Annotated in this window: 25 protein-coding genes; 16 read left to right on the top strand and 9 right to left on the bottom strand. The window is 70.9% G+C overall.

Going from position 1 to position 22281, the window contains the following annotated elements; genetic code table 11:
* The first annotated feature begins 131 nt into the window (after positions 1–131).
* Entirely contained in the window at positions 132–932 is an 801-nt protein-coding gene (locus ACZ69Q_RS14685; protein ID WP_471041469.1) for a CPBP family intramembrane glutamic endopeptidase, read from the top strand.
* 83 nt (positions 933–1015) lie between these two features.
* Here ACZ69Q_RS14685 and ACZ69Q_RS14680 read toward each other — a convergent pair whose 3' ends face one another.
* Positions 1016–1825, bottom strand: a complete 810-nt coding sequence (locus ACZ69Q_RS14680; protein ID WP_471041468.1) for a PhzF family phenazine biosynthesis protein — start codon at positions 1823–1825, stop codon at positions 1016–1018.
* 170 nt (positions 1826–1995) lie between these two features.
* Here ACZ69Q_RS14680 and ACZ69Q_RS14675 point away from each other — a divergent pair, with 170 nt between their 5' ends.
* Positions 1996–2613, top strand: coding sequence for a PadR family transcriptional regulator (locus ACZ69Q_RS14675; RefSeq protein WP_471041467.1), 618 nt, complete (start codon positions 1996–1998; stop codon positions 2611–2613).
* Positions 2614–2698: 85 nt separating this feature from the next.
* Here the strand turns inward: ACZ69Q_RS14675 and ACZ69Q_RS14670 are convergent, their stop codons facing one another.
* Both ACZ69Q_RS14670 and ACZ69Q_RS14665 read right to left on the bottom strand, forming a co-directional pair.
* A complete protein-coding gene (locus ACZ69Q_RS14670) occupies positions 2699–3130 on the bottom strand; it encodes a type II toxin-antitoxin system Rv0910 family toxin (protein ID WP_471041465.1) in 432 nt (143 codons plus the stop codon).
* A gap of 126 nt (positions 3131–3256) precedes the next feature.
* Positions 3257–3424, bottom strand: coding sequence for a hypothetical protein (locus ACZ69Q_RS14665; RefSeq protein WP_471041463.1), 168 nt, complete (start codon positions 3422–3424; stop codon positions 3257–3259).
* A 217-nt stretch (positions 3425–3641) separates the two neighbouring features.
* On the opposite strand from ACZ69Q_RS14665, the gene ACZ69Q_RS14660 reads away from it, so the two are divergent.
* The 3 genes from ACZ69Q_RS14660 (at position 3642) to ACZ69Q_RS14650 (ending at position 6502) form a co-directional block, all read left to right on the top strand.
* Positions 3642–4202, top strand: coding sequence for a peptidase (locus ACZ69Q_RS14660; protein ID WP_471041461.1), 561 nt, complete (start codon positions 3642–3644; stop codon positions 4200–4202).
* Between the two features lie 132 nt (positions 4203–4334).
* Positions 4335–5339: an EamA family transporter gene (locus ACZ69Q_RS14655; RefSeq protein ID WP_471041459.1), complete on the top strand. Its 1005-nt coding sequence runs from the start codon at positions 4335–4337 to the stop codon at positions 5337–5339.
* Between the two features lie 200 nt (positions 5340–5539).
* The gene (locus tag ACZ69Q_RS14650) at positions 5540–6502 is read left to right on the top strand and encodes a DMT family transporter (protein ID WP_471041457.1); all 963 of its coding nucleotides are present in this window, start codon (positions 5540–5542) and stop codon (positions 6500–6502) included.
* A 79-nt stretch (positions 6503–6581) separates the two neighbouring features.
* Here the strand turns inward: ACZ69Q_RS14650 and ACZ69Q_RS14645 are convergent, their stop codons facing one another.
* On the bottom strand, positions 6582–7214 hold the full coding sequence (locus ACZ69Q_RS14645; RefSeq protein ID WP_471041455.1) for an FMN-binding negative transcriptional regulator: 633 nt from the start codon (positions 7212–7214) through the stop codon (positions 6582–6584).
* Positions 7214–7897 (bottom strand): pyridoxamine 5'-phosphate oxidase family protein, encoded by a 684-nt coding sequence (locus tag ACZ69Q_RS14640; RefSeq protein ID WP_471041453.1) that lies wholly within the window; start codon positions 7895–7897, stop codon positions 7214–7216. Before ACZ69Q_RS14640 ends, ACZ69Q_RS14645 begins: the two co-directional genes overlap by 1 nt.
* 35 nt (positions 7898–7932) lie before the next feature.
* Between ACZ69Q_RS14640 and ACZ69Q_RS14635 the strand changes: the two genes are divergently transcribed.
* Entirely contained in the window at positions 7933–9264 is a 1332-nt protein-coding gene (locus ACZ69Q_RS14635; RefSeq protein ID WP_471041451.1) for an aminotransferase class I/II-fold pyridoxal phosphate-dependent enzyme, read from the top strand.
* Positions 9265–9360: 96 nt separating this feature from the next.
* On the opposite strand, the gene ACZ69Q_RS14630 is transcribed toward ACZ69Q_RS14635, so the two are convergent.
* A complete protein-coding gene (locus ACZ69Q_RS14630; protein WP_471041449.1) occupies positions 9361–10308 on the bottom strand; it encodes a DMT family transporter in 948 nt (315 codons plus the stop codon).
* A gap of 74 nt (positions 10309–10382) precedes the next feature.
* On the opposite strand from ACZ69Q_RS14630, the gene ACZ69Q_RS14625 reads away from it, so the two are divergent.
* Complete coding sequence (locus ACZ69Q_RS14625; protein ID WP_471041448.1) at positions 10383–11285, top strand: LysR family transcriptional regulator; 903 nt, start codon at positions 10383–10385, stop codon at positions 11283–11285.
* Between the two features lie 107 nt (positions 11286–11392).
* Here ACZ69Q_RS14625 and ACZ69Q_RS14620 read toward each other — a convergent pair whose 3' ends face one another.
* On the bottom strand, positions 11393–11860 hold the full coding sequence (locus ACZ69Q_RS14620; RefSeq protein WP_471041446.1) for a pyridoxamine 5'-phosphate oxidase family protein: 468 nt from the start codon (positions 11858–11860) through the stop codon (positions 11393–11395).
* Between the two features lie 138 nt (positions 11861–11998).
* Between ACZ69Q_RS14620 and ACZ69Q_RS14615 the strand changes: the two genes are divergently transcribed.
* Entirely contained in the window at positions 11999–12649 is a 651-nt protein-coding gene (locus ACZ69Q_RS14615) for a cysteine hydrolase family protein (protein WP_471041444.1), read from the top strand.
* Positions 12650–12668: 19 nt separating this feature from the next.
* Here the strand turns inward: ACZ69Q_RS14615 and ACZ69Q_RS14610 are convergent, their stop codons facing one another.
* Positions 12669–13160 carry a Rieske (2Fe-2S) protein gene (locus tag ACZ69Q_RS14610; RefSeq protein WP_471041442.1) on the bottom strand — a complete coding sequence of 164 codons (492 nt, stop codon included), beginning with the start codon at positions 13158–13160 and terminating at the stop codon, positions 12669–12671.
* A gap of 345 nt (positions 13161–13505) precedes the next feature.
* On the opposite strand from ACZ69Q_RS14610, the gene ACZ69Q_RS14605 reads away from it, so the two are divergent.
* From ACZ69Q_RS14605 to ACZ69Q_RS14570, 8 genes are all read left to right on the top strand, one after another.
* Positions 13506–15476, top strand: a complete 1971-nt coding sequence (locus ACZ69Q_RS14605) for a potassium transporter Kup (protein WP_471041440.1) — start codon at positions 13506–13508, stop codon at positions 15474–15476.
* Positions 15477–15589: 113 nt separating this feature from the next.
* Positions 15590–16354 (top strand): HipA family kinase, encoded by a 765-nt coding sequence (locus tag ACZ69Q_RS14600; RefSeq protein ID WP_471041438.1) that lies wholly within the window; start codon positions 15590–15592, stop codon positions 16352–16354.
* Positions 16351–16800 (top strand): DUF3037 domain-containing protein, encoded by a 450-nt coding sequence (locus ACZ69Q_RS14595; protein WP_471041437.1) that lies wholly within the window; start codon positions 16351–16353, stop codon positions 16798–16800. The genes ACZ69Q_RS14600 and ACZ69Q_RS14595 overlap by 4 nt, the downstream gene beginning before the upstream one ends.
* Positions 16801–16914: 114 nt before the next feature.
* The gene (gene fabG, locus ACZ69Q_RS14590; protein ID WP_471041435.1) at positions 16915–17676 is read left to right on the top strand and encodes a 3-oxoacyl-ACP reductase FabG; all 762 of its coding nucleotides are present in this window, start codon (positions 16915–16917) and stop codon (positions 17674–17676) included.
* A 19-nt stretch (positions 17677–17695) separates the two neighbouring features.
* On the top strand, positions 17696–18457 hold the full coding sequence (locus ACZ69Q_RS14585; protein WP_471041433.1) for an SDR family oxidoreductase: 762 nt from the start codon (positions 17696–17698) through the stop codon (positions 18455–18457).
* Between the two features lie 206 nt (positions 18458–18663).
* The gene (locus ACZ69Q_RS14580) at positions 18664–20244 is read left to right on the top strand and encodes an ABC transporter substrate-binding protein (protein WP_471041431.1); all 1581 of its coding nucleotides are present in this window, start codon (positions 18664–18666) and stop codon (positions 20242–20244) included.
* 142 nt (positions 20245–20386) lie between these two features.
* Positions 20387–21070: a uracil-DNA glycosylase gene (gene ung / locus ACZ69Q_RS14575; RefSeq protein ID WP_471041429.1), complete on the top strand. Its 684-nt coding sequence runs from the start codon at positions 20387–20389 to the stop codon at positions 21068–21070.
* A 105-nt stretch (positions 21071–21175) separates the two neighbouring features.
* Positions 21176–21631 (top strand): hypothetical protein, encoded by a 456-nt coding sequence (locus ACZ69Q_RS14570; protein WP_471041555.1) that lies wholly within the window; start codon positions 21176–21178, stop codon positions 21629–21631.
* A 31-nt stretch (positions 21632–21662) separates the two neighbouring features.
* On the opposite strand, the gene ACZ69Q_RS14565 is transcribed toward ACZ69Q_RS14570, so the two are convergent.
* Positions 21663–22175, bottom strand: a complete 513-nt coding sequence (locus ACZ69Q_RS14565; RefSeq protein ID WP_471041427.1) for a hypothetical protein — start codon at positions 22173–22175, stop codon at positions 21663–21665.
* Positions 22176–22281: the final 106 nt, after the last annotated feature.

Raw genomic sequence — 22281 nt, 5'->3', positions numbered from 1 at the left:
AGAGGGGGCGGTACGCCCCGTACGGCGCCCGTCCCCCCAACGGCCTGTCGCGCACGGTCTTCGTAACTGCTTTCGAGACCCTAGCGGGGCGGCGATGAGGATGAGGCGGGATTACACAACTGGAGGCAGGAGTGCAGGGCGAGGCAGGCCCCGTGGCCGATTCTTTTCCTCATGAGCGGCTCTCGCGACGGATTTTCCGGGACGAGACGCTGCTCGTTCTGGGGCTTTCGCTCGGTGCGAGCGGTGTGTCCGCCCTGATCAGTTTTGTCGGCTCCGTCACCAAACCGGGCGGCCTCAAGGACCAGGCCGCCACCCTCAACGCCTCGGCCGCGCCCGGGCGTCCCTGGCTGGATCTCGCCTGGCAGCTCTTCGGGATCACCACCGCGCTGGTGCCCGTCGCCCTGGTCGCCCACTTCCTCATGCGCGAGGGTCAGAGCCTGCGCACCCTCGGCTTCGACCGCACCCGCCCCTGGCCCGACCTCGGTCGCGGGGCGGCCATCGCCGCGGTGATCGGCAGCACCGGAATCGCCTTCTACCTGGCTGCCCGCGGGCTCGGCTTCAACCTCACCGTCGTCCCCGAGGCGCTTCCCGACGTGTGGTGGAAGTACCCCGTACTGATCCTCTCCGCGCTGCAGAACGCGATCCTGGAAGAGGTCATCGTCGTCGGCTATCTGCTGCGCCGCCTGGGCCAGTTGGGCTGGACCCCCGGCACCGCGCTGGTGGCCAGTTCCGTACTGCGCGGCTCGTACCACCTCTACCAGGGCATCGGCGGCTTCCTCGGCAACATGGCGATGGGCGTGGTGTTCGTCTATCTGTACCGGCGGTGGGGCCGGGTGGGGCCGCTGGTCGTGGCGCATTCCCTGCTGGACATAGGGGCGTTCGTCGGTTATGCGCTGCTGGCCGGGAAGGTGGACTGGCTGCCGACGGCGTGACCGACCCCGAAGGGGCCTGCGGGGCGGCCGAAGGGGGCGTACGAGACAGTCGTACGCCCCCTTCGCCGTGCTGAGCCGCGGTACTACGCGATCAGCTCCCCCTCGATCACGGTCACGGCCCGTCCGGTCAGCAGTGTGCGGTCGCCGCGCACGTCGGTGCGCACGCGGCCGGGGCGGCGGGACGCCTGGAGGCCGGTGAGCCCGGTCCGGCCGAGGCGCTCGGACCAGTAGGGGGCGAGGGCTGTGTGAGCGCTGCCGGTGACCGGGTCCTCGTCGATGCCGACGTTCGGGAAGAAGCAACGGGAGACGAAGTCGTAGCCGCGGGCGGGGTCCTCGGCGCGGGCGGTGGCGATGATGCCGCGCGACGAGTAGGCGCCGAGTGCCCTGTGGTCCGGCCTCAGCGCGAGGACCGTCTTCTCGTCGGCGAGTTCCAGGAGCAGGTCGCCGATGTTCGGGCCGGTGTCGAAGGTGGCGAGCGGCTCGGCGCCGAGCGCCTCGGCGACACCCTCCGGGGCCTCGACCGCGGTGAGCAGGGCGGTCGGGAAGTCCAGCGTGATCGACCCGTCGTCCCCGGGCGTGGCGACGAGCACGCCACTGAGGGTGTCGAACCGCACGGGCCCCTCGTGGACGCCGGTGCTGTGCAGCACGTGGGCCGTGGCGAGCGTGGCGTGCCCGCACATCGTCACCTCGGTGAGCGGCGTGAACCACCGCAACGCCCAGTCGGCCTCCCCGCCCTCGGGCAACGGGTGCGCGAACGCCGTCTCGGCGTGATTGACCTCCATGGCCACGTTCTGGAGCCAGTCGTCCTCCGGGAACGAGTCGAGAAGCAGGACCCCGGCCGGGTTGCCGGCGAAGGGACGGTCGGAGAAGGCGTCGACGATTCGAATCCGCATGACGCCGACCGTAGGGGGTGCACGCAGGCCACGGCCAAGGCCAATTCGGGGGTGCTGGACCGATCCGGCACGCCCCGTACTCGATCAGTGGTGGGTCTGTTGTCATCCGAACAGTTCCGATATATCGTTGACGCATCGCGACAGATCAACGATGGAATGGAGTGATTGCGATGCGTTCCCATGGATTCGAGCGTGGGCATGGTGGACACGGTCATCACGGCCGAGGTGGCTTCGAGCAGCTTCGCGGCGCCTTCGGGCCCTTCGGCCCCGGCGGCGGCCCCGGTTTCGGCGGACCCGGATTCGGGCCCGGCCCCTGGGGGCCGAGGGGGCGAGGAGGGCCTCGAGGGAGGGCGCGGCGCGGTGACGTACGGGCATCGATCCTCGCCCTGCTGAAGGACCGCCCCATGCACGGATACGAGATGATCCAGGAGATCGCCGAGCGCAGCGGCGGGGCGTGGAAGCCCAGCCCCGGCTCGGTGTACCCCACCCTCCAACTGCTGGAGGACGAGGGCCTGATCACCAGCGAGAGCGAGGGCGGCAAGAAGCTGTTCTCGCTCACCGAGGCGGGCGCTGAGGCGGCCGAGGCCGGTCCCGAGGCGCCCTGGGAGGAAGCCTCCCGCGGTGTCGACTGGGAGGCCCTCGGTGAGATCCGGCAGGCCGGATTCGGTCTGATGGAGGCCTTCGGGCAGGTCTGGAAGACGGGCAGCAAGGATCAGCGCGACAAGGCGCTGGCCGTCATCAACGACGCCCGCAAGAAGCTGTACCTGATCCTCGCCGACGAGGACTGAGAAGCGCCGGCGGCCTCCCCGCCATGAGTGAAGGCGCCCCGCGGAGCGATCCGCGGGGCGCCTTCGTCCGTACGGCGAAGGCCACTCAGGTCACCAGTCCCGCCAGCTTGCGCAGCGACTCGTTCAGCGCCGCCGTCGCCGAGTCCTTCAGCTTGCCTGCCATCAGCGACACCGCCGCGCCCGTGAACTCCCCGTCGATGCGCACCGCCGTCGCGGTGTCGCCGTCCGGGGTGAGGGTGTACCGCGTGGCCACGGTCACGGCCATCGGGCCCTTGCCGCGGATCGCGAGCACCCGTGCCGGCTGCAGCTCCTCGATGGTCCACTCGACCTCGGCCGGGAAGCCCATCAGCTTCATGTTCTCCTGGAAGGTCCCGCCCACTTCGAGCACGGCGGGGCCGCCGCTCGGGAAGCTGGTGTGGGTCGCGTTCCACTGGCCGTACGCCGACCAGTCCGTCAGCTCTGCCCAGACCTTCTCGGCCGGTGCCTCGATGCGTGCCTCCGCGCTGACTTCGGCCATGCGACCACCCCTTCGTCTCGGGCTACGGTGTCGCGGAACGTAGCCGTAGGGGCCGGAACATTCAATACTGATGAACCGTCAGGAATTGTGGAGGCGCGGCCTGCTCCTGGGATCCGCTCCGCGGGCTCAGTCCACGAGCCGTATCACCGCCGCGTCGAACAGGTCCCACGCCCGCGGTAACGCGCTCTCGTCGTGGCAGTGCCACGCCTCCCAGAACAGGTCGGCGAGCAGGGCGTCCTCCGGTGCGTACACCCGGTAGACGTACTGCCTGCCGTCGACGGCGGGCAGCGCCACCAGCCAGCACCTCTCCATGCCCCTGTGGGACGTGCTGTGCGGCGCCCTCGGTTGCGTACGGGGCGCACTGCAAGGCGGCACGCGCCCCTGCTGGGCTTTCGGCGTGATCTCATCCGTAAGGAGGAGATTTCGGCCTGCGGACTCCACTCTGTGTGGGACGCGAAAATGCTTCCCCGCGCCGATGACTCGGCTCGCTGTGGCTGATGGGGTGGGGGATGTGCAACCCCGTATCCCCCGGCAGTCGGCCCAGGAACAGGACTGTCGGCGCCCGGACACCCCGGCGGACGGTGCCAGGCTCAGTGACGAACTGGCAGCGGTGGTCTCCGGTGCCCGTCGCCGGGCGCTCAGGGACGGGGACCGGCAGATCGACACGGCCCATCTGCTGCACTCACTCCTGGAGCACGACCGGGATGTGTACGCCGTCTTCGGCGAGGGGCCCCAGATCGCCCGTCTGCTCGGCTATCTCGTGCAGCGCAGCATCGGCTACGGCCTGCGCTGGCAGGGTGCCGTCGAGGACTCCGGCGCCGTCCCCGTGGTGATGCACGGCGAGGGGTTCTCCCCGCTGGCCGCGGGCGCGATGGAGGACGCCTGCCGACGCGCCACCCTGCGCGGTGACACCCAGGCCCGCGGCATCGACCTGCTCGCCGCGATCGTCGTCGACCCCCAGGCCCGCGCCGTCGAGGTGCTCGACCGCGCCGGCATCGACGCGACCGCCGTACGCGACCGCATCGACGGACACCGCGACGAGTACGTCGGCGGCGGCGAGACCGCCCACTAGCGCGACCCCTGCCCCCAGGTTCCGGAACCGGGGTGAGCCGTGCCCTTCTCCACTCCGTTCCGCCCCGTCGACCGTCCACAGCGCGAGACAGGTGTCAATGGGGGTGACGCTGCTGTCATCGCCTGTCATCATGTGCCGGTGCGTAAGTCTGAGAGCGGTCGGGTGGGCCGCGGCAAGGGTGTCGGGCTCGGTCTGGCGGTCGGATCCGCGATCGCCTTCGGAGGTTCCGGGGTCGCGGCCAAGCCGCTGATCGAGGCGGGGCTCGACCCGCTCCACGTGGTGTGGCTGCGCGTGGCCGGCGCCGCGCTGGTGATGCTGCCGCTCGCCGTGCGCCACCGCGCGCTGCTGCGTGACCGTCCCGCCCTGCTCGCCGGGTTCGGCCTGTTCGGTGTGGCCGGTGTGCAGGCGTTCTACTTCGCCTCGATCTCCCGCATCCCGGTCGGCGTCGCCCTGCTCGTCGAGTACCTGGCACCCGCCCTGGTCCTCGGCTGGGTGCGGTTCGTGCAGCGGCGGCCGGTGACACGTGCGGCCGCCGTCGGCGTGGTCCTCGCGGTCGGCGGTCTCGCCTGCGTCGTCGAGGTCTGGGCCGGCCTGAGCTTCGACGCCCTCGGCCTGCTCCTCGCGCTCGGTGCCGCCTGCTGCCAGGTCGGCTACTTCGTCCTCGCCGACCGGGGCAGCGACTCCGGCGAGCGGGCTCCCGACCCGCTCGGCGTCATCGCGTACGGCCTGCTGGTCGGCGCCGCCGTCCTGACTGTCGTGGCCCGCCCCTGGACCATGGACTGGACGGTTCTCACCGGCACCGCCCGCATGAACGGCACCCCGGTCGCGGCGGCCCTGCTGCTGGCCTGGATCGTGCTCATCGCCACGGTCGTCGCGTACGTCACCGGCGTGGTCTCGGTACGGCGGCTGTCGCCGCAGGTCGCCGGTGTCGTGGCATGCCTCGAAGCGGTGATAGCGACCGTGCTGGCCTGGTTCCTGCTCGGCGAGCACCTGTCGGCGCCGCAGATCGTCGGCGGCGCGGTCGTCCTCGCCGGGGCGTTCATCGCGCAGTCGTCCGCGCCCGCCAAGACGTCCGCCGAACCGGTGGCCGGCGGAGGACCCGAACGTGAGTTGTCCGCCCGCGGAAACGTCGCCTAGGCTGCGTGATCATGCCTTCGACACTCGTTCTCCCGCCTCCGGCCGCCTGAGGCGGGCCTCCGGAAGCCGAGCCTCGGTGCCTGACGGGAACTGAACCCCGCGCACCGCACGGCCCAACGGTGCTGCCCGCAGACGAAGTCCATGGACCCCGCTGAACCGGGCTCCTCCCAGCACTTCTGCATGTCTGCGGAGAACCACTCGTGTCGAACACACCTGTCTTTGGCCTGCCCATCGGGCGAGGCCTCATCTACCTGATCATCGCCGGTGCCGCATGGGGCACCGCGGGCGCCGCCGCCTCCCTGGTCTACCGGACCAGTGACATGGGGCCGATCGCCCTCTCCTTCTGGCGCTGCGCGGTCGGCTTCGTGCTGCTGCTCGCCGTGCGCCTGCTGCGTCCCCGTCCTCGGCGCACCGTGTCCGAGCCCCTCGCCCGCAAGGCGCTGCGGGCCGGGGCCACGGGCATCGGGCTCGCCGTGTTCCAGACGGCCTACTTCGCGGCCGTGGAGGCCACCGGACTCGCCGTGGGCACGGTCGTCACCCTCGGCGCAGGGCCCGTGTTCATCGCGCTCGGCGCCCGGCTGACGCTGGGGGAGCGGCTCGGCCGCGGCGGCGTCGCGGCGGTGGCCGGCGCGCTCACCGGCCTCGCGGTGCTCGCGCTCGGCGGCGAGGGCGCGACCGTACGGCCGTGGGGCGTGCTGCTCGCGCTGGTGTCCGCCGCCGGGTACTGCGTGATGACGCTGCTGACCCGCAAGTGGGGCCGCGACGGCGGGGCCGACGCCGCCGACACGTCCGTGTGGGCCTTCGCGGTCACCAGCCTGTGCCTGCTGCCGCTCGCCCTCGTCGAGGGGCTCCTGCCGCACACCGCCGATCCGCTCCGGCTCGGCTGGCTGCTGGTGTACATCGCGGCCGTCCCCACGGCGCTGGCGTACGCCCTCTACTTCGCCGGCGCCGCCGCCGTACGGTCGGCCACCGTCTCCGTGATCATGCTGCTGGAGCCGGTCAGCGCGGCGGTGCTGGCCGTCGTCCTGCTCGGTGAGCACCTGACCGCCCCGACCCTCGTCGGCACCCTGCTGATGCTCGGGTCCGTCGCGGGCCTCGCGGTGACGGAGACCCGTGGGGCGCGGCGGGAGCGGGACCGGGAGCGCGAACCGATGCCGGCGTGACACCGAGGGGTCCCGCACCGCACTGGCGCGGGACCCCCGATCCCCCGACCCCCCCATTCCTCGGCTCCGGCCGCTCCGCTCAGGCGGGGCGGCGCCGGAGCATGTGCTCGCGGGCCGCCGCGTCACGCGGACCGCCGCGGCCGGCCAGGTTGCCCGCGATCCGGTCCTGGACCTCCGCCGTCCGCCGGCCCCCGAACTTGAACTTCGCGCGCACACCGGTCACCTCCAGCCGCAGCCCGCGGATGCCCGACAGCAGCCTGCCGTACGGCGCCTGGCCGACCGCCACCTCCGCCGAACCGCCTTCCGGCTGGAAGTGGCCGACCTGGCGGTTGAGCAGCTCGGCCTTCTCGGCCGGGTCGTCCACGACACGCGTCCGGCACCGGAGCTGGACCGCCGCGTAGAAGCTGGTCGGTTCGCCGTGCTCGGCCGGCTGCTCCGGTCCCGCCTGCCAGGGGCCCGGTACGTACACGTAGTCGTCGACCACGCTCAGCACGACCTCGGGGTTGGCAAGGAGTGCCGGCCACATCGGGTTGGGCCGGGCCAGATGCGTGACGACCTCGCCGCGGTCGGCGTCGTACGCGAAGTGCAGAGGCTGGACGTGCGGTGGCTCGCCGTCCAGGCCGTTGACCACGAGCTGGCCGAAGTCGTGGACGTCCAGCCACCGCTGCCACTCGGTGTCGTCGTGGGGTGCGTCCCAGGGGTGGATCAGCATCACAGGGCCGTGAGGTAGTCGGGAAGCTCGGTGCCGGGGGCCAGGTCGGGGTCGCCGACCGGGGCGTCGTAGCCCTTGCGCAGCGGGACGACGCCTGCCCAGTGGGGGAGGGCGAGGTCCTCCGGCTCGTCGTTGACGCCGCCGGTGCGCAGCTTGGCGGAGACCTCGTTCAGGTCGAGGCGGATCACGGCGGTGGCGGCGAGCTCCTTCTTGTTGGCGGGCCGGGAGTCACGGGACCGGCCCGCCACCACGTGGTCGACGAGCGCGTCGAGGGCGATCCGCTTCTCCTGCGGGTCCGTCACGTCGTACGCGGTGCCGTGCACCACCACGGAGCGGTAGTTGATCGAGTGGTGGAAGGCGGAGCGGGCCAGGATCAGCGCGTCGACATGCGTCACCGTCAGGCACACCGGCAGCCCGGGGTCCGCCTGGCCGGTCATGCGCAGCGGGCGCGAGCCCGTGGAGCCGTGGACGTAGAGCGTCTCGCCGACGCGGCCGAACAACGTGGGCAGCACCACCGGCGCGCCGTCCCGGACGAAGCCGAGGTGGCAGACGTAGGCCTGGTCGAGTATCGCGTGCACCAGTTCCTTGTCGTACGCCGCACGCTCCGCGGAGCGGGTGGGGACGGTGCGGTCGGTCGGCGTGTAGGCGGCGGCTTGCGACGTCGGTTCCTCGGTTCCCTGCATTGCCCTCTCCATTGCACTAGTGCATAATGTTGTTTGTGCTAGAAGGATATCGGATCGAAGGGCGTCGCGCAGCCGAGATCGCGGCGAGCGTCGAGGGCGCGGTCGGCTCGGGTGAGCTGGAGCCGGGCCAACTGCTGCCGTCCATGCGGGAGTTGGCGACGGATCTGGGCGTGAACCCCAATACGGTCGCCGCCGCCTATCGCGTCCTGCGCGAGCGTGGAGTGATCGAGACCGCGGGCCGCCGGGGGAGCCGGGTGCGGCCGAAGCCCGCCACGACCGGGCGCGAGTTCGTCCGGGTGGACGTGCCCGAAGGCGTCCGCGATGCGGCGAGCGGCAACCCGGACCCCGTGCTGCTGCCGTCGCTGGCGAAGGCTTTCGCGGCCGCGGCCGAGCTGGCCGACCGGGAACCGGTGCTGTACGGCGACGACCCCGTGGAACCGGAGCTGGCGCGCATCGCACGGGCCCGCCTGGACGCCGACGGGGTGCCGGAAGGGCCGCTGGCCGTCGCCTCGGGCTCGCTCGACGCCATCGAGCGCGTCCTCACGGCCCAGCTCAAGCCCGGGGACACCGTCGCCGTCGAGGACCCCGGCTGGGGCAGCCTGCTGGACCTGATCCCGGCACTCGGCCTGCGCACGGTCCCCGTCGGGGTCGACGACGAGGGGCCGCTGCCCGACGACGTCCGCCGGGCCCTCGACTCCGGGGCGCGCGCCCTGATCGTGACCGACCGCGTACAGAACCCCACCGGAGCCGTGGTGAGCGCCCCGCGCGCGCGTGCTCTGCGCTCGGTGCTGCGCGAGCACCCGGAGGTCCTGCTGATCGAGGACGACCACGGCTACGGCATCGTCGACATCCCCGTGCACCCCCTGGCCGGCATCACCCGCCACTGGGCCTTCGTCCGCTCGGTCGCCAAGGCGTACGGCCCCGACCTGCGGCTCGCCGTACTGACCGGGGACGAGGTCACGGTGGACCGCGTGCGCGGGCGCCAGCGGCTCGGCGCAGGCTGGGTCAGCCGGCTGGTGCAGCGGGCCGTGGTGCGGTTGTGGAGCGACGGAGCCGTGGACCCGGTGGCGGTGGCGGCGACCTACGCCGAACGCCGGGAACTGCTGATCGGGGCGCTGGCCGAGCGCGGGGTCGAGGCGCACGGCCGCAGCGGCCTCAACGTCTGGATCCCGGTCCCCGACGAGACGGGCGCCGTGGCCCGCCTGCTGCACGCCGGCTGGGCGGTCGCCCCCGGAGCCCGCTTCCGCACCGGCTCACCGCCCGGAATCCGCGTCACCACGTCGACGCTCACCGAGCAGGAGGTCGGCCCGCTGGCGAACGCGGTGGCAGCGGCGGTGGGCCCGGGCCCGGCAAGGAGCTACGTCTGAACGCCGGGGACGACAGCCAGCCCCCAAGGGGCGCGGGGAACTGCGCGACAAGCCACTCACGACCCGCAGTCGCGCACGGTCCCGGCGCCCCTCCCGTCAGGCGCTCCGCCTCACTTGGGTGAGCGCCGCACCCGCCAGCACGACCACGGCCCCCACAGGTGTCGACCAGGTCAGGGACTCGCCGAGCACGGCAACGCCCGCGGCCGTGGCGATGACCGGAATGAAGTAGGTGACCATCTGAGCCGTGGTCGGCCCCACTTCGGCGACCAACCCGTACTGAAGCAGTACGGCGAGCCCCGTCCCGAGGGCACCCAGTGCCACGATCGCCAGCAACGGCACAAGTGAGAACGTCGTCGGCAGCGAGGTGAACAGAGGGGTTATGACGGCCAGTTGAACCGTAGCCAGCAACAACTGCGCCCCGGTCAGCGACAGATGCGATTCCCCGGACCCGGCCAGCGTCCGGCGGACGTAGATCCAGCCGATCGGATAACTCAAGGAGGCCAGCAGCGCCATCGCCGTACCCGTGGCGTCCAGCCCGTGAAAGCCCTGCCATGCCCCGAGCACCGTCAGCACGCCGAGGAACCCGATGCCGAGCCCGGCCACCCGCACCCGCGTCGGCCGGTCCTCCGACAGGGCCACCATCGACAGGGCCATGCCCCACAGCGGCGAGGTCGCGTTGCAGATGCCCGCCAGCGTGGACGGGATCGTCAGCTCGGAGTACGCGAACAAGGAGAACGGCAGCGCGTTCAGCAGGAACGCGGCCACCGTCAGATGCCCCCACGTGCGCACCCCGCGGGGCAGCTTCTCCCGCTTCACCGCCATCGCGGCCGCCAGCACCGCCGTACCGAACACCAGCCGGCCCAGCGTGACCTGGAAGGGGGCGTAGCCGTCTGTGCCGACCTTGATGAGCAGGAAACTGAAACCCCAGATCAGAGAGAGGACGGCGAACCGCAGACGCCAGTCGAGGCGGCCGCGGGGGCGAGGTCGGACGGAGGACGCGGATGCGGCCCCGGCCGCGTCGCGTGAGGCGGTGACGGTGCTCATGGCAGCAACCATGCCGCCCTCCACCTCGTAGCACAATCGAGAATTCGCGCCCGGTATCTCGTAGCATTGCTTACATGTTGAACCTGGAGCGCCTGCGCACCCTCGACGCCCTCGCCCGGCACGGCTCGGTCAGCGCCGCCGCCGAGGGGCTGCACATCACGACGTCGGCCGTCTCGCAGCAGATGTCCAAGCTGGAGCGGGAGGTCGGCCAACAGCTCCTGGCCAAGAACGGCCGGGGCGTACGGCTCACCGATGCCGGCCGGCTGCTCGCCGATCACGCGGCCCGCATCCTGTCGCAGGTCGAGCTCGCCCAGGCCGATCTGGAGGCGCAGCGCGGGCAGGTGGTCGGCGAGCTGCGGCTGGTCGCGTTCCCCACCGCCCTGCGGGGACTGTTCCCCGCCGCGCTCAGGGCGCTGCGCCTCGACCACCCGGCGTTGCGCCTGACGTCGCGCGAGCTGGAACCCGAGGACGGGGTCGCCGCCGTGCTGCGGGGCGACGCCGACCTGGCCGTCGTCCTCGACTGGTACAACAAGCCGCTGCCCATGCCGGAGGGGCTCGCCAAGGCGCCGATCCTCGACGACCGCGTGGAGATCGCCATGCCCGAGGGGCACCCGCTCGCCGACCGGAGCGAGGTCGACCTGGCGGACTTCGCGAGCGACGAGTGGGTCGCCTGGCCCGAGGGCGAGTTCTGCCACGAGTGGCTGCTCTACACCCTGCGGACCAAGGGGATCGAGCCTCGTATCGCCCATCGCGCCGAGGAGCACCACACCCAACTGGCGTTGGTCGCGGCAGGGTTGGGCGTATGTGTGGCACCCCGGCTGGGCCGTGACCCGATGCCGATGGGTGTGCGGGCCGTGCCCGTGCGCAACCGTGTCCACCGCTACATCTACGCGGTGTGGCGCGCGGACGCCGACCGCCGCCCGTCGATCCGGGCGGCGGTTCAGGCACTGCGCACGGCGGCCGAGAAGGTCGGCTGAATCCGACCCTTCCCCCCGCTGAGCCGAGCCCGACCGCGCCGGATCGTGCCGGGCCGAAGCCCCACCCCGCCGAGCCCGACCCCGCTACGGCGACCTCCAGCCCCCGGTCACACCGACCCCAGCTTCCGGAAGTCCCAGGACACGATCTTCTCGGGAGTCAGCCGCATCCAAGCGTGCCGCCCGTCGTGCGGCATCTCGTCGAGGCCGAAGTTCTTGCGGGCGAACAGCGTCTCGGGCACGTCGAGTTCGGCGCGCAGCTCGCCGACGCGCGGGCTCTCGCCCACGAACTCGACGGTGCCGGACAGCTCGACGCCGCGAAGCTGCTCGTACTCCTCACCCGTGTCGATCACTATCGCGACCCGCGGATCGCGCCGCAGATCGGTCCACCGCTTGCTGCGGACGACCGAGTACAGCCACAGCGAGTTGCCGTCCCAGGCGAACCACAGGGCGCTGACATGCGGAAAGCCGTCGGCTGACACCGTGGCGACCCGGCAGGTGCGCTGCTCGGTGAGGAACTCGTCCAGCTCACCGGGCGTCATCATGATCTTCCGGCCCCGGCGCTGAGTGACGGTCATACATCCCCCTCTTCTCTCACGTCGTGCCAGAGGAGAGATCCTCTGACATCACGTCAGAAAAGGATGAGTCGTCTTCCGCCCACACGCAATGGTGGCTACTGTCACCGGCCCACGCCGCCGTCGGTCACAGGGGGACCCATGCCGTCGTCCGCACGACTCAGCGAGCTACTCGATCCCGCGACCACCGCCCTGCTCACCGTCGAATGCCAGCAGGGCGTCGTCGGCCCGGACAGCGCGCTGCCCGAACTCGCCAAGGAGGCACGGGATTCCGGCGCCCTCACCAACATCGCCCGGCTGGTGGCCGCGGCCCGCGAGAGCGGCGTCCAGGTGATCCACGCGATCGCCGAACGCCGCCCCGACGGCCGCGGCGCCAACCACAACGCCCGCCTCTTCCGCGCCGCCGAGCGGCTCCCGGTCCGACAGCTCTCCGGGACCGACGCGGTCCGCGTGGCGGCACCGATCGAGGTCGCCGATGAGGACCTTGTCGTACGGCGGCTGCACGGACTGTCGCCGATCCAGGGCACCGATGTCGACGCGCTGCTGCGCAACCTGGGCTGCCGCACACTCGTGATCACCGGAGTCTCGGCCAACGTGGCCATCCCCAACGCCGTGTTCGACGCCGTCAACCGCGGCTACACGGCGGTCGTGCCCACGGACGCGATAGCGGGAGTGCCCTCCGACTACACTCCCGCGATGATCAGCCACACCCTCGCATTGGTCGCCACGGTCGCGACCACGGACGAGGTGCTGGGCTGTTTCAAGCGTCCCCGCGACGCGGGTCGGGCCTGAGCCTGCCCGACGCCGACGGTCAGGCGAGCTTGATCGAGTCGCCCGACACGCTGATCTGCTTGGCGGCCAGCGGCTGGGTCGCGGGCCCCTTCTTCACGCTGCCGTCGAGGACGGAGAACTGACTGCCGTGACACGCGCAGGACAGGGTGTCCTCCTTGAGGTCCGTCATCGGGCAGTTCTGGTGGGTGCAGATCGTCGAGAAGGCCTTGAAGTCGCCCGCCGCGGGCTGCGACACGACCACCTTCTCGTCGCTGAAGACCTTGCCCGAGCCCTCCGGGATGTCGGCGGTCTTCGCGAGCGCCGCGCCACCCGCGCCGGCGTCGGCCGACGAGCCGCCGCCCGGCTCGGTGGTCGCGCCACCGCCGGCGGCACCCTGTTCGGTGGACGAGCCGGACGCCTCGTCGCCCGATCCGCACGCGGTCAGCGCAACGGCGAGCCCCGCCGCGCCGACCGCCGCCACAACGGTACGGCGGCTCGGGCCCGACACCGGCTGAACTGATTCGCTGCTCATGCTGACGTTCCTTCCCGTCATTCGTGATCTGCCGTGAGGTACGGCCCCTGGGGACCGGCTGTTCAGGAGATGCCGAAATCCTGGCCCGTCGGCCCGACGGGGTGGGTAAAGCGGAGCTGTCGGTCCCCTGTCGACGGCTGTCGATCTGCTGTCGACCCGTCAGTCGTGGCCTGCTCCAGCGCCCATCCGCACGTCCGTGAACCGGGGCGACGCTCAATAGGGCGTGTGGGAGGCGCCGCTCGCGACGAAGGGGCGCCCCTACCGGCGGTTGTGCCATGGGGTCGGTATCGTCCGCACCGATGCCCCTCGGCCGCGGTTGAGCGGCCGGTACGGAGGAGGAGCACCATGGCCGATCGCCTGCCGGGAACCGCGTCGGACGACGGATCCGCTTCGCAGACGCCGCAGGACCGTCGGGGGAGCGCGCACGACTCAGTGCGCCTCGCGGTGATCATCGGCGCTCTCGGAGTGGTCTTCGGCGACATCGGGACCAGCCCGATCTACACCCTCCAGACGGTGTTCAACCCCGATGACCCGCACCCCGTCCCGGTCAGCACGGACAACGTGTACGGGGTGGTGTCACTGGTGTTCTGGTCGGTCATGATCATCGTGACCGTCACCTATATCCTGCTCGCGATGCGCGCCGACAACGACGGCGAGGGCGGCATCATGGCGCTCATCACCCTGCTGCGACGGTGGAACGCACAGCGCGGCCGCAGGGCCGCCGTCGTCCTGGCCGCACTCGGCATCTTCGGCGCGTCGCTCTTCTTCGGCGACAGCATGATCACCCCGGCGATCTCGGTGCTGTCCGCGGTCGAGGGGCTCAAGGTCGTCGAGCCGTCCTTCGAGGACGCGGTCGTCCCCATCACCGCGGTGATCATCGTGCTGCTGTTCCTGGTGCAGCGCCGGGGAACCGCGGCCGTGGGAAAGGTCTTCGGCCCCGTCATGATCGCCTGGTTCGTGGCCATCGGCGCGTGCGGCATCGTCGGCATCACCGACCACCCGGACATCCTCAAGGCGCTGTCGCCGACGTACGCGTTGGGCTTCCTGTTCGGCCATTGGGGTACCGCCTTCTTCGCCCTGGCCGCGATCGTCCTCGCGGTCACCGGCGCCGAAGCGCTGTACGCGGACATGGGACACTTCGGCCGCCGGGCGATCACCCGGGGCTGGCTGTTCCTCGTCCTGCCCGCCTGCGTCCTGAGCTACATGGGGCAGGGCGCGCTGATCCTCGACGATCCGGACAACATCAGCAGCCCGTTCTTCCTGCTCGTGCCGGACTGGGGGCGCTGGCCGATGGTGCTGCTGGCGACGGCGGCGACCGTGATCGCCTCCCAGGCGGTGATCACCGGCGCGTACTCGGTCGCCTCCCAGGCGGCCCAGCTCGGCTACCTGCCGCGGCTGCGCATCGCTCACACCTCCGAGTCGACCATCGGACAGATCTACGTCCCCTGGATCAACTGGCTGCTGATGGTCTCGGTCCTCACCCTGGTCTTCGCCTTCCGCTCCTCCGCGGAGCTGGCCTACGCGTTCGGCATGGCGGTCACCGGCACCATCACCATCACCACGCTGCTGTTCCTCTACATCGCCCGCGCCAAGTGGGGAACGCCCAAGTGGCTGCTCGCCATCGGCGGGGGCCTGCTCCTCTTCGTGGACCTGCTGTTCGTGGCGGCCAACATGACCAAGCTCGTGCACGGCGCCTGGCTGCCGCTGCTGATCGGCCTCACCGCGTTCACGGTCATGACGACCTGGCAGCGCGGCCGACTGCTCGTCACCGCGGAACGAGTACGCCAGGAAGGCCCGCTGCCCGAATTCGTCGACCACCTGCGCAGCGGGGAGGTGCCGACGGTCCGGGCGCCCGGTACGGCGGTCTTCCTGAACCGCGGCAGGGAGACCGCGCCCCTGGCCATGCGGGCCAACGTCGAACACAACCACGTACGGCACGACCAGGTCGTGATCATGTCCATCGGGACCGAACCCGTGCCCCGTGTCCCGGCCGACCGCCGGATCGTCGTCGACGGCCTCGGGTACGCCGACGACGGGATCATCCACGTCACCGCCCGCTTCGGCTACATGGAGACACCGGACGTGCCCGGCGCACTGGCGATGCTCGACCCGGCCGAAACCGAAGGGCCGCTGCGCCTCGACGAGGCGTCCTACTTCCTGTCGAAGATCGAGCTCCGGCGCGGGAAGGCACGGACGATGGCGCCCTGGCGCAAGCGCCTGTTCATCGCCACCTCCTACATCACCGCCGACGCGGCCGAATACTTCGGCCTTCCCCGCCACCGCACGGTCATCATGGGCTCGCAGATCGAGGTGTAGCCGCACTGCGGGAAGGGCGAGGGGCGGGGCTCGCCTCGCGCGCGATCACCCTCGGTAACTATGCTCAGCTCATCCCCAGATTGCATGGTTGAAGAGACGGATGGCCCAGGTAAATGCTGAAAGAGGTCATCGCGACCCGCTACATCGCGCCCCTGCGTGAGGGCGGTTCGCTGCCGGGACTCGTCGAGGCCGACGACTTCGGGACGTACGTCCTGAAGTTCACCGGCGCCGGACAGGGCCGCAAGACGCTCGTCGCCGAGGTCGTCTGCGGGGAACTCGCCCGCAGGCTGGGGTTCAGGGTGCCCCGCCTGGTGACCGTCGAGCTCGACCCGGTGCTCGGGCTCGGCGAGCCCGACCAGCAGGTGCAGGAGCTGCTCAGGTCCAGCGGCGGCACCAACCTCGGGATGGACTTCCTCTCCGGCGCGCTCGGCTTCGACCCGCTGGCCTTCGAGGTGAGCGCCGAGGAAGCCGGCCGGATCGTCTGGTTCGACGCGCTGGTGAACAACGTCGACCGGTCCTGGCGCAACCCCAACCTGCTGCGGTGGCACGGCGATCTGTGGCTCATCGACCACGGGGCGACCATGATCTGGCACCACAACTGGCCCGGGGCACAGGCCTCGGCGGAGCGCGCGTACGACGCCTCCGACCACGCCCTGGCCTCCTTCGCGCCCGATGTGCGCGGCGCCGCCGCCGAGTTGGCGCCGCTCGTCACCGAGGAACTGCTCACCGAGGTGACCGCCGAGATCCCGGACGCCTGGCTGGCCGACGAGCCCGGCTTCGACACCCCGGACGACCTCCGGCGTGCCTACGCGAGACCGCTGCTGGCCCGGGCTGCCGGCATCCACCAGCGCGTGACCGGAATCGAGGAGAGCAAGTGAGCGAGCGCCACATTCACATGGCCGGCCATGTGGTCGAACGCCACATCATCCGGGGCAGCGAGTCGAACGACCGGGACGTCTTCGAGTACGTCCTCCTGCGCGTCGTACCCCGCGTCGAACGCGGCGAGTGCATCAACGCGGGCGTGCTGGTGTACTGCCGGCCCCAGGGCTACGTCGGTGCGCGCACCCACCTCGACGAGGCGCGGCTGCTCGCCCTCGACCCGGACGCGGACGTGGCCGGCATCCGGGCCGCCCTCGGGGCGGTCGAGCGCGTCTGCGGCGGCAGCGAGGCGGCGGGGCAGGCGGCCGGCGACGACGCCGGGCGGCGCTTTCGCTGGCTGATCGCGCCCCGCTCGACGGTCGTCCAGCCCGGGCCCGTGCACACCGGGCTCACCTCCGATCCGGCGGCCGAGGCCGAGCGGCTGCTGGAGCTGTTGGTGAGGTGACGGAGCAGGTAATGGATCACATGCGCGCGGCCACCGTTGACACCGCGTGCCAGGACTTCTAGCGTCACGTCCATCGAAGGTACTAAGCGGTCGCTCATCCGAGGAGAGTCACTCATGTCCACCACTGAGCAGCGGGTCGCCGTGGTCACCGGCGCAGCGCGCGGCATCGGCGCCGCCACCGCCGTACGACTGGCCGCCGAGGGCCGCGCGGTCGCCGTGATCGACCTCGACGAGGCCGCCTGCAAGGACACCGTGGAGAAGATCACCGCGGCCGGCGGCAAGGCCATCGCGGTCGGCTGCGACGTCTCCGACGAGGCGCAGGTCGAGGCCGCCGTCGCGCGGATCGCCGAGGAGCTCGGTGCTCCGACGATCCTGGTCAACAACGCGGGCGTGCTGCGGGACAACCTGCTGTTCAAGATGAGCGTCTCCGACTGGGACACGGTCATGAACGTCCACCTGCGCGGCGCCTTCCTGATGTCCAAGGCCTGTCAGAAGCACATGGTGGACGCGGGCTTCGGCCGGATCGTCAACCTGTCCTCGTCCTCCGCGCTCGGCAACCGCGGCCAGGTCAACTACTCCGCCGCCAAGGCCGGTCTCCAGGGCTTCACCAAGACCCTCGCCAAGGAGCTCGGCAAGTTCGGCGTCACCGCCAACTCCGTCGCCCCCGGCTTCATCGCCACCGAGATGACCAAGGCCACCGCCGACCGCGTCGGCATGGGCTTCGAGGACTTCAAGGCCGCCGCCGCCACCCAGATCCCGGTGGCTCGCGTCGGTGAGCCCGACGACATCGCCAACGCCATCGCCTTCTTCACGGGCGAGGCGGCCGGGTTTGTATCCGGCCAGGTGCTGTACGTCGCCGGCGGACCGCTCGACTAGGGCCACAGGAGACATCGACATGACTGAACTGCCCGCACTTTCCGGCAAGGTCGCCCTCGTCACGGGCGCCAGCCGCGGCATCGGCTACGGCATCGCCGAGGCGCTCGTCGCGCGCGGCGACCGCGTCGTCATCACCGGCCGCACCGAGGACTCGCTCAAGGAGGCCGTCGAGCAGCTCGGCGCCGAGCGCGCCGTCTACGTGGCCGGCAAGGCGCACGACGAGGCCCACCAGGCCGTCGCCGTCGAACGCGCCATGGAGGCCTTCGGCCGGGTCGACTACCTGGTCAACAACGCCGGGACCAACCCGGTGTTCGGGCCCCTCGCCGATCTCGACCTCGGCGTCGCCCGCAAGGTGTTCGAGACCAACGTGATCTCGGCGCTCGGCTTCGCGCAGAAGACCTGGCGCGCCTGGCAGAAGGACAACGGCGGCGCGATCGTCAACATCGCCTCCGTCGCGGGCATCGCGCCCTCGCCGTTCATCGCCGCCTACGGTGTCAGCAAGGCCGCGATGATCAACCTCACCCAGCAGATGGCGCACGAGTTCGCGCCCAAGGTGCGGGTCAACGCCATCGCCCCGGCCGTGGTGAAGACCAAGTTCGCGCAGGCCCTGTACGAGGGCCGGGAGGAGGAGGCCGCCGCGGCCTATCCGCTGGCCCGGCTCGGGGTGCCCTCGGACATCGGCGGCGCCGCCGCGTTCCTCACCTCGGAGCAGTCCGACTGGGTCACCGGGCAGACGCTCGTCGTCGACGGAGGCATCTTCCTCAACGCGGGCGTCGGCTGACCCACGGGGCACGACACCGACACCACTCGACGCGGGCGCCGCTGGACATCAGCGGCGCCCGCGTCGACGTTTCGGAAGATCACTAAACATTGACAACGTAGTCACCGGAAGAACGGACAAGTGCTCTACGAGACAGGAGGTCCCACGGCCGGAACACTGCGGTATCGTCTGCCGACCCTTGGTATGGCAGATCGAGGAGCGTGCGCGTGTTCAACCGGATCCGACGCCTGCGGCAGGTGGCGGCCATCGCGTCCATATCGTCCCTGGTGGCAGGGTGTGGCGTCCTCTCGTCCGATTCGACGGAGGAGCAGGGACCGATCATGGTGGGGACGACGGCCGCCCCCAGCACCCTTGATCCCGCCGCGTCGTGGGACAGCTCCTGGGAACTGTTCCGCAACATTTATCAGACACTGCTGAGCTATCCCTCGGGCGCCAGCGCTCCCGAGCCGGATGCCGCCGAGAGCTGCCGGTTCACCGACACCTCGAACATGAAGTACCAGTGCGAGCTGCGCGAGGGCCTGACCTTCTCCGACGGTCACACGCTGGACGCCAAGGCGGTCAAGTACTCGATCGACCGGATCCGGAAGATCAACGTCAACGGCGGTCCCGCCGGTCTGCTGGGCAGCCTCGAACGGGTCCAGGTGCTGAACGACCGCGAGGTCGTCTTCCACCTCAACAAGGCCGACGCGACCTTCCCGTTCGTGCTGGCCACCCCCGCGATGTCGATCGTCGACCCCGAGGACTACCCCGCGGACAAGCTCCGCGAGGACGGCACGATCGTCGGCTCCGGGCCGTACACCCTGTCCTCGTACGACGACGGCAAGACGGCCGAGCTCGTCAAGAACGACAGCTACAACGGCCTCGCCGAGCGCAAGAACAGCGCCGTGACGATCCGCTACTACCAGGACTCGCCCACCATGGTGGGCGCGCTGCGCGACAAGAAGCTCGACGTCGCCTTCCGTGGTCTCGCCGCCGACGACATCGTCGACATCCAGGCCGACGACGATGACGAGCTCCAGATGATCGAGGGCTCCGGCACCGAGATCAACTACCTGGTGTTCAACCCGAAGGACCCCATGGCCGGCAAGGCCGCGGTCCGCAAGGCCATCGCCCAGGTCGTCGACCGCCCGGCCATCGCCCACAAGGTCTACAAGGACACCGTCGAGCCGCTGTACTCGATGGTCCCCAAGGGCCTGACGGGACACACCACGGGCTTCTTCGACGACTACGGCGACCCGAGCACTTCCAAGGCCCGCAAGATCCTCACCGAGGCGGGCATCTCCGCCCCCGTCAAGCTCAACCTCTGGTACACCAGCGACCGCTACGGCTCCGCCACCAAGGCGGAGTTCGAGGAGCTGAAGAGCCAGCTCGAGGGGTCCGGCCTGTTCGAGATCACCCTCAAGAGCCGCCCCTGGAAGGACTACGTCCAGGGCTACCAGAACGGCGAGTACCCGGTGTTCGGGCGTGGCTGGTTCCCTGACTTCCCGGACGCGGACAACTTCATCGCGCCGTTCGTCGGCGAGCAGAACGCGCTCGGCACGCCCTATGTGACGCCCAGGATCACCGAGGACCTGCTGCCCAACTCCCGCGCCCAGAGCGACCGGGCCAACGTCGTGAAGGACTTCGAGGACGCCCAGCGCATCCTCGTCGACGACGCGCGGCTGCTGCCGCTGTGGCAGGGCCGGCAGTACGTGGCCGCGAGCGCCGAGGTCTCCGGCGCGGAGCGGGCGCTGGACCCGTCGACGATCATGATGATGGGCGAGCTCTACCGCAAGACGAGCTGGTAGGGCAGCCCCTTCCGGCGAGTGGCAGACCGGGATGTGCGGTCCACGGGGCGATTGTCAGTGGCCGCCTGTAGGTTCTGATGCCTGGACGCGACCACTGGTCGTGGACCGCACATCGTCTGCCGTACATCGTGAGGAAGTTGACGTGACCGACATCTCCATGCTGCCCGAGTCCTGGCGCGGGATTCTGGGCGACGAGCTTCAGCAGCCCTACTTCAAGGAGCTGACGGAGTTCGTCGAGGAGGAGCGGGCGCAGGGTCCTGTCTACCCGCCGCGCGAGGAGGTCTTCGCCGCGCTGGAGGCGACACCGTACGACAAGGTGAAGGTCCTGATCCTCGGCCAGGACCCCTACCACGGCGAGGGCCAGGGCCACGGCTTGTGCTTCTCGGTCCGTCCCGGGGTCAAGACCCCGCCTTCGCTGCGGAACATCTACAAGGAGATGCAGCAGGAGCTCGGCCACCCCGTCCCGGACAACGGCTATCTGATGCCCTGGGCCGAGCAGGGCGTCCTGCTGCTCAACGCGGTGCTGACGGTCCGCGCCGGCGAGGCGAACTCGCACAAGGGCAAGGGCTGGGAGAAGTTCACCGACGCCGTGATCAAGGCCGTCGCCGGGCGGCCCGACCCCGCGGTGTTCGTGCTGTGGGGCAACTACGCGCAGAAGAAGCTCCCGCTCATCGACGAGACCCGGCATGTGGTGGTCAAGGGGGCGCACCCCTCGCCGCTGTCGGCGAAGAAGTTCTTCGGGTCCCGCCCGTTCACCCAGATCGACGAGGCGGTTGCCCAGCAGGGACACGAGCCGATCGACTGGCGCATCCCGAACCTCGGCTGACCGGCGTCCCGCCGGCCCGGTGCCGTACGGAGCCGCCTGACCGGGAATGCCGGTGGGGGCGGCTAGCGTCGGGTGGGACCAGCCGACGAGGGGCCGGAGGACGCGGTGGCGGAGCGACAGGGGCAGACGGCGCCGGACGCCGTGCTGACGCGGATCGGGCAGGTCGTGATGCTCCATCACGCCGGGGACCGCGAGGAGGCCCGGCGCCGCCTGCTGGATCTGTGGGCGGAGCTCGGCGAGGACGCCGCCCCGCTGCACCGGTGCACGCTGGCCCACTACCTGGCCGACACCCAGGACGACCCCACGGACGAACTGGCGTGGGATCTGCGGGCGTTGAAGGCGGCGGAGGGGGCCGGCGGCGAGGTCGCCGTACGCGCGCTGTACCCCTCGCTGCACCTGAGCCTGGCGGCCGACTACGTGAAGCTCGACCGCACCGAGGCGGCCATCGCCCATCTGCGACGGGCACGGGGCGCGGCGGACGTGCTGGGGGACGACAGCTACGGAGACGGAGTGCGAGCGCAGATTCTGCGGCTGGAGGGACGGCTGGGGGAGGGCGTCTAGGGGGCCGGGCCGCCGGCGCGCGGGGTCGCCCTCAGCGTCCGTACGTCCGGTCGCAGATCTGCGACTCGGGGCTGTCCGGCCTCCAGCCGCCGTATTTCCTGCCCAGTGCGCAGACGTCACCGTTGCCCTGGACCTCCTTGGGCAGCGACTGCGACACGTCCGGGACCGGGACGGCCGGCTGTCGCGGGCCGTGGGAGCCGGGGTGCGGGCGGCCGGGTTCCCCGTGCTCCCGGTGATCTTCCTGAGCGTGCGAGCGCCGGGCCGGGGGCGTCGGCCGTTCCGGTGACGGGGGCGTGGGGGGCGCCGTGTGTGCGGCGGACGGCGAGGGCTCGGGGCTCCGGGACGGGTCGACGAGCGTCAGGGCTTCACGGGCCGGCGCCTGCACGACCTTGGGGTCGGTATGGACCCCCGGCCCGGGGACCGGCGGCCGGGACGGTGCCGTCGGCGCCCCGGAGACCGGCGGGTGATGGACCGTCGTGCAGCCGCCGAGGGCCGAGACGGCCACGGTGACCAGGAGCGTTGCGGTGGTCGTCGTTCGATGCACGCGCGCAACTCTGCTGGGTGGTCCGCCCGTTGGGACAGCGGACGAGCAGAGGTTGGTCCACACGGGTGATCTCCGGCCCCGTACGGGGGGAGCCGGGCCGCCCCGG

It is taken from the genome of Streptomyces sp. NPDC036764, from assembly GCF_055609385.1.
The sequence above is the reverse complement of the archived record's forward strand: the minus strand, read 5'-3'. Positions and strand labels throughout refer to the sequence as shown.

Bases quoted from the DNA above. Each gene is read 5' to 3' on its own strand.
- ACZ69Q_RS14680 (WP_471041468.1), bottom strand. From the start codon at position 1,825: ATGCGGATTCGAATCGTCGACGCCTTCTCCGACCGTCCCTTCGCCGGC.
- ACZ69Q_RS14600 (WP_471041438.1), top strand. From the start codon at position 15,590: ATGCTGAAAGAGGTCATCGCGACCCGCTACATCGCGCCCCTGCGTGAG.
- ACZ69Q_RS14670 (WP_471041465.1), bottom strand. From the start codon at position 3,130: ATGGCCGAAGTCAGCGCGGAGGCACGCATCGAGGCACCGGCCGAGAAG.
- ACZ69Q_RS14675 (WP_471041467.1), top strand. From the start codon at position 1,996: ATGCGTTCCCATGGATTCGAGCGTGGGCATGGTGGACACGGTCATCAC.
- ACZ69Q_RS14605 (WP_471041440.1), top strand. From the start codon at position 13,506: ATGGCCGATCGCCTGCCGGGAACCGCGTCGGACGACGGATCCGCTTCG.
- fabG (WP_471041435.1), top strand. From the start codon at position 16,915: ATGTCCACCACTGAGCAGCGGGTCGCCGTGGTCACCGGCGCAGCGCGC.
- ACZ69Q_RS14640 (WP_471041453.1), bottom strand. From the start codon at position 7,897: ATGCAGGGAACCGAGGAACCGACGTCGCAAGCCGCCGCCTACACGCCG.
- ACZ69Q_RS14630 (WP_471041449.1), bottom strand. From the start codon at position 10,308: ATGAGCACCGTCACCGCCTCACGCGACGCGGCCGGGGCCGCATCCGCG.
- ACZ69Q_RS14585 (WP_471041433.1), top strand. From the start codon at position 17,696: ATGACTGAACTGCCCGCACTTTCCGGCAAGGTCGCCCTCGTCACGGGC.
- ACZ69Q_RS14625 (WP_471041448.1), top strand. From the start codon at position 10,383: ATGTTGAACCTGGAGCGCCTGCGCACCCTCGACGCCCTCGCCCGGCAC.
- ACZ69Q_RS14620 (WP_471041446.1), bottom strand. From the start codon at position 11,860: ATGACCGTCACTCAGCGCCGGGGCCGGAAGATCATGATGACGCCCGGT.
- ACZ69Q_RS14645 (WP_471041455.1), bottom strand. From the start codon at position 7,214: ATGCTGATCCACCCCTGGGACGCACCCCACGACGACACCGAGTGGCAG.
- ACZ69Q_RS14615 (WP_471041444.1), top strand. From the start codon at position 11,999: ATGCCGTCGTCCGCACGACTCAGCGAGCTACTCGATCCCGCGACCACC.
- ACZ69Q_RS14610 (WP_471041442.1), bottom strand. From the start codon at position 13,160: ATGAGCAGCGAATCAGTTCAGCCGGTGTCGGGCCCGAGCCGCCGTACC.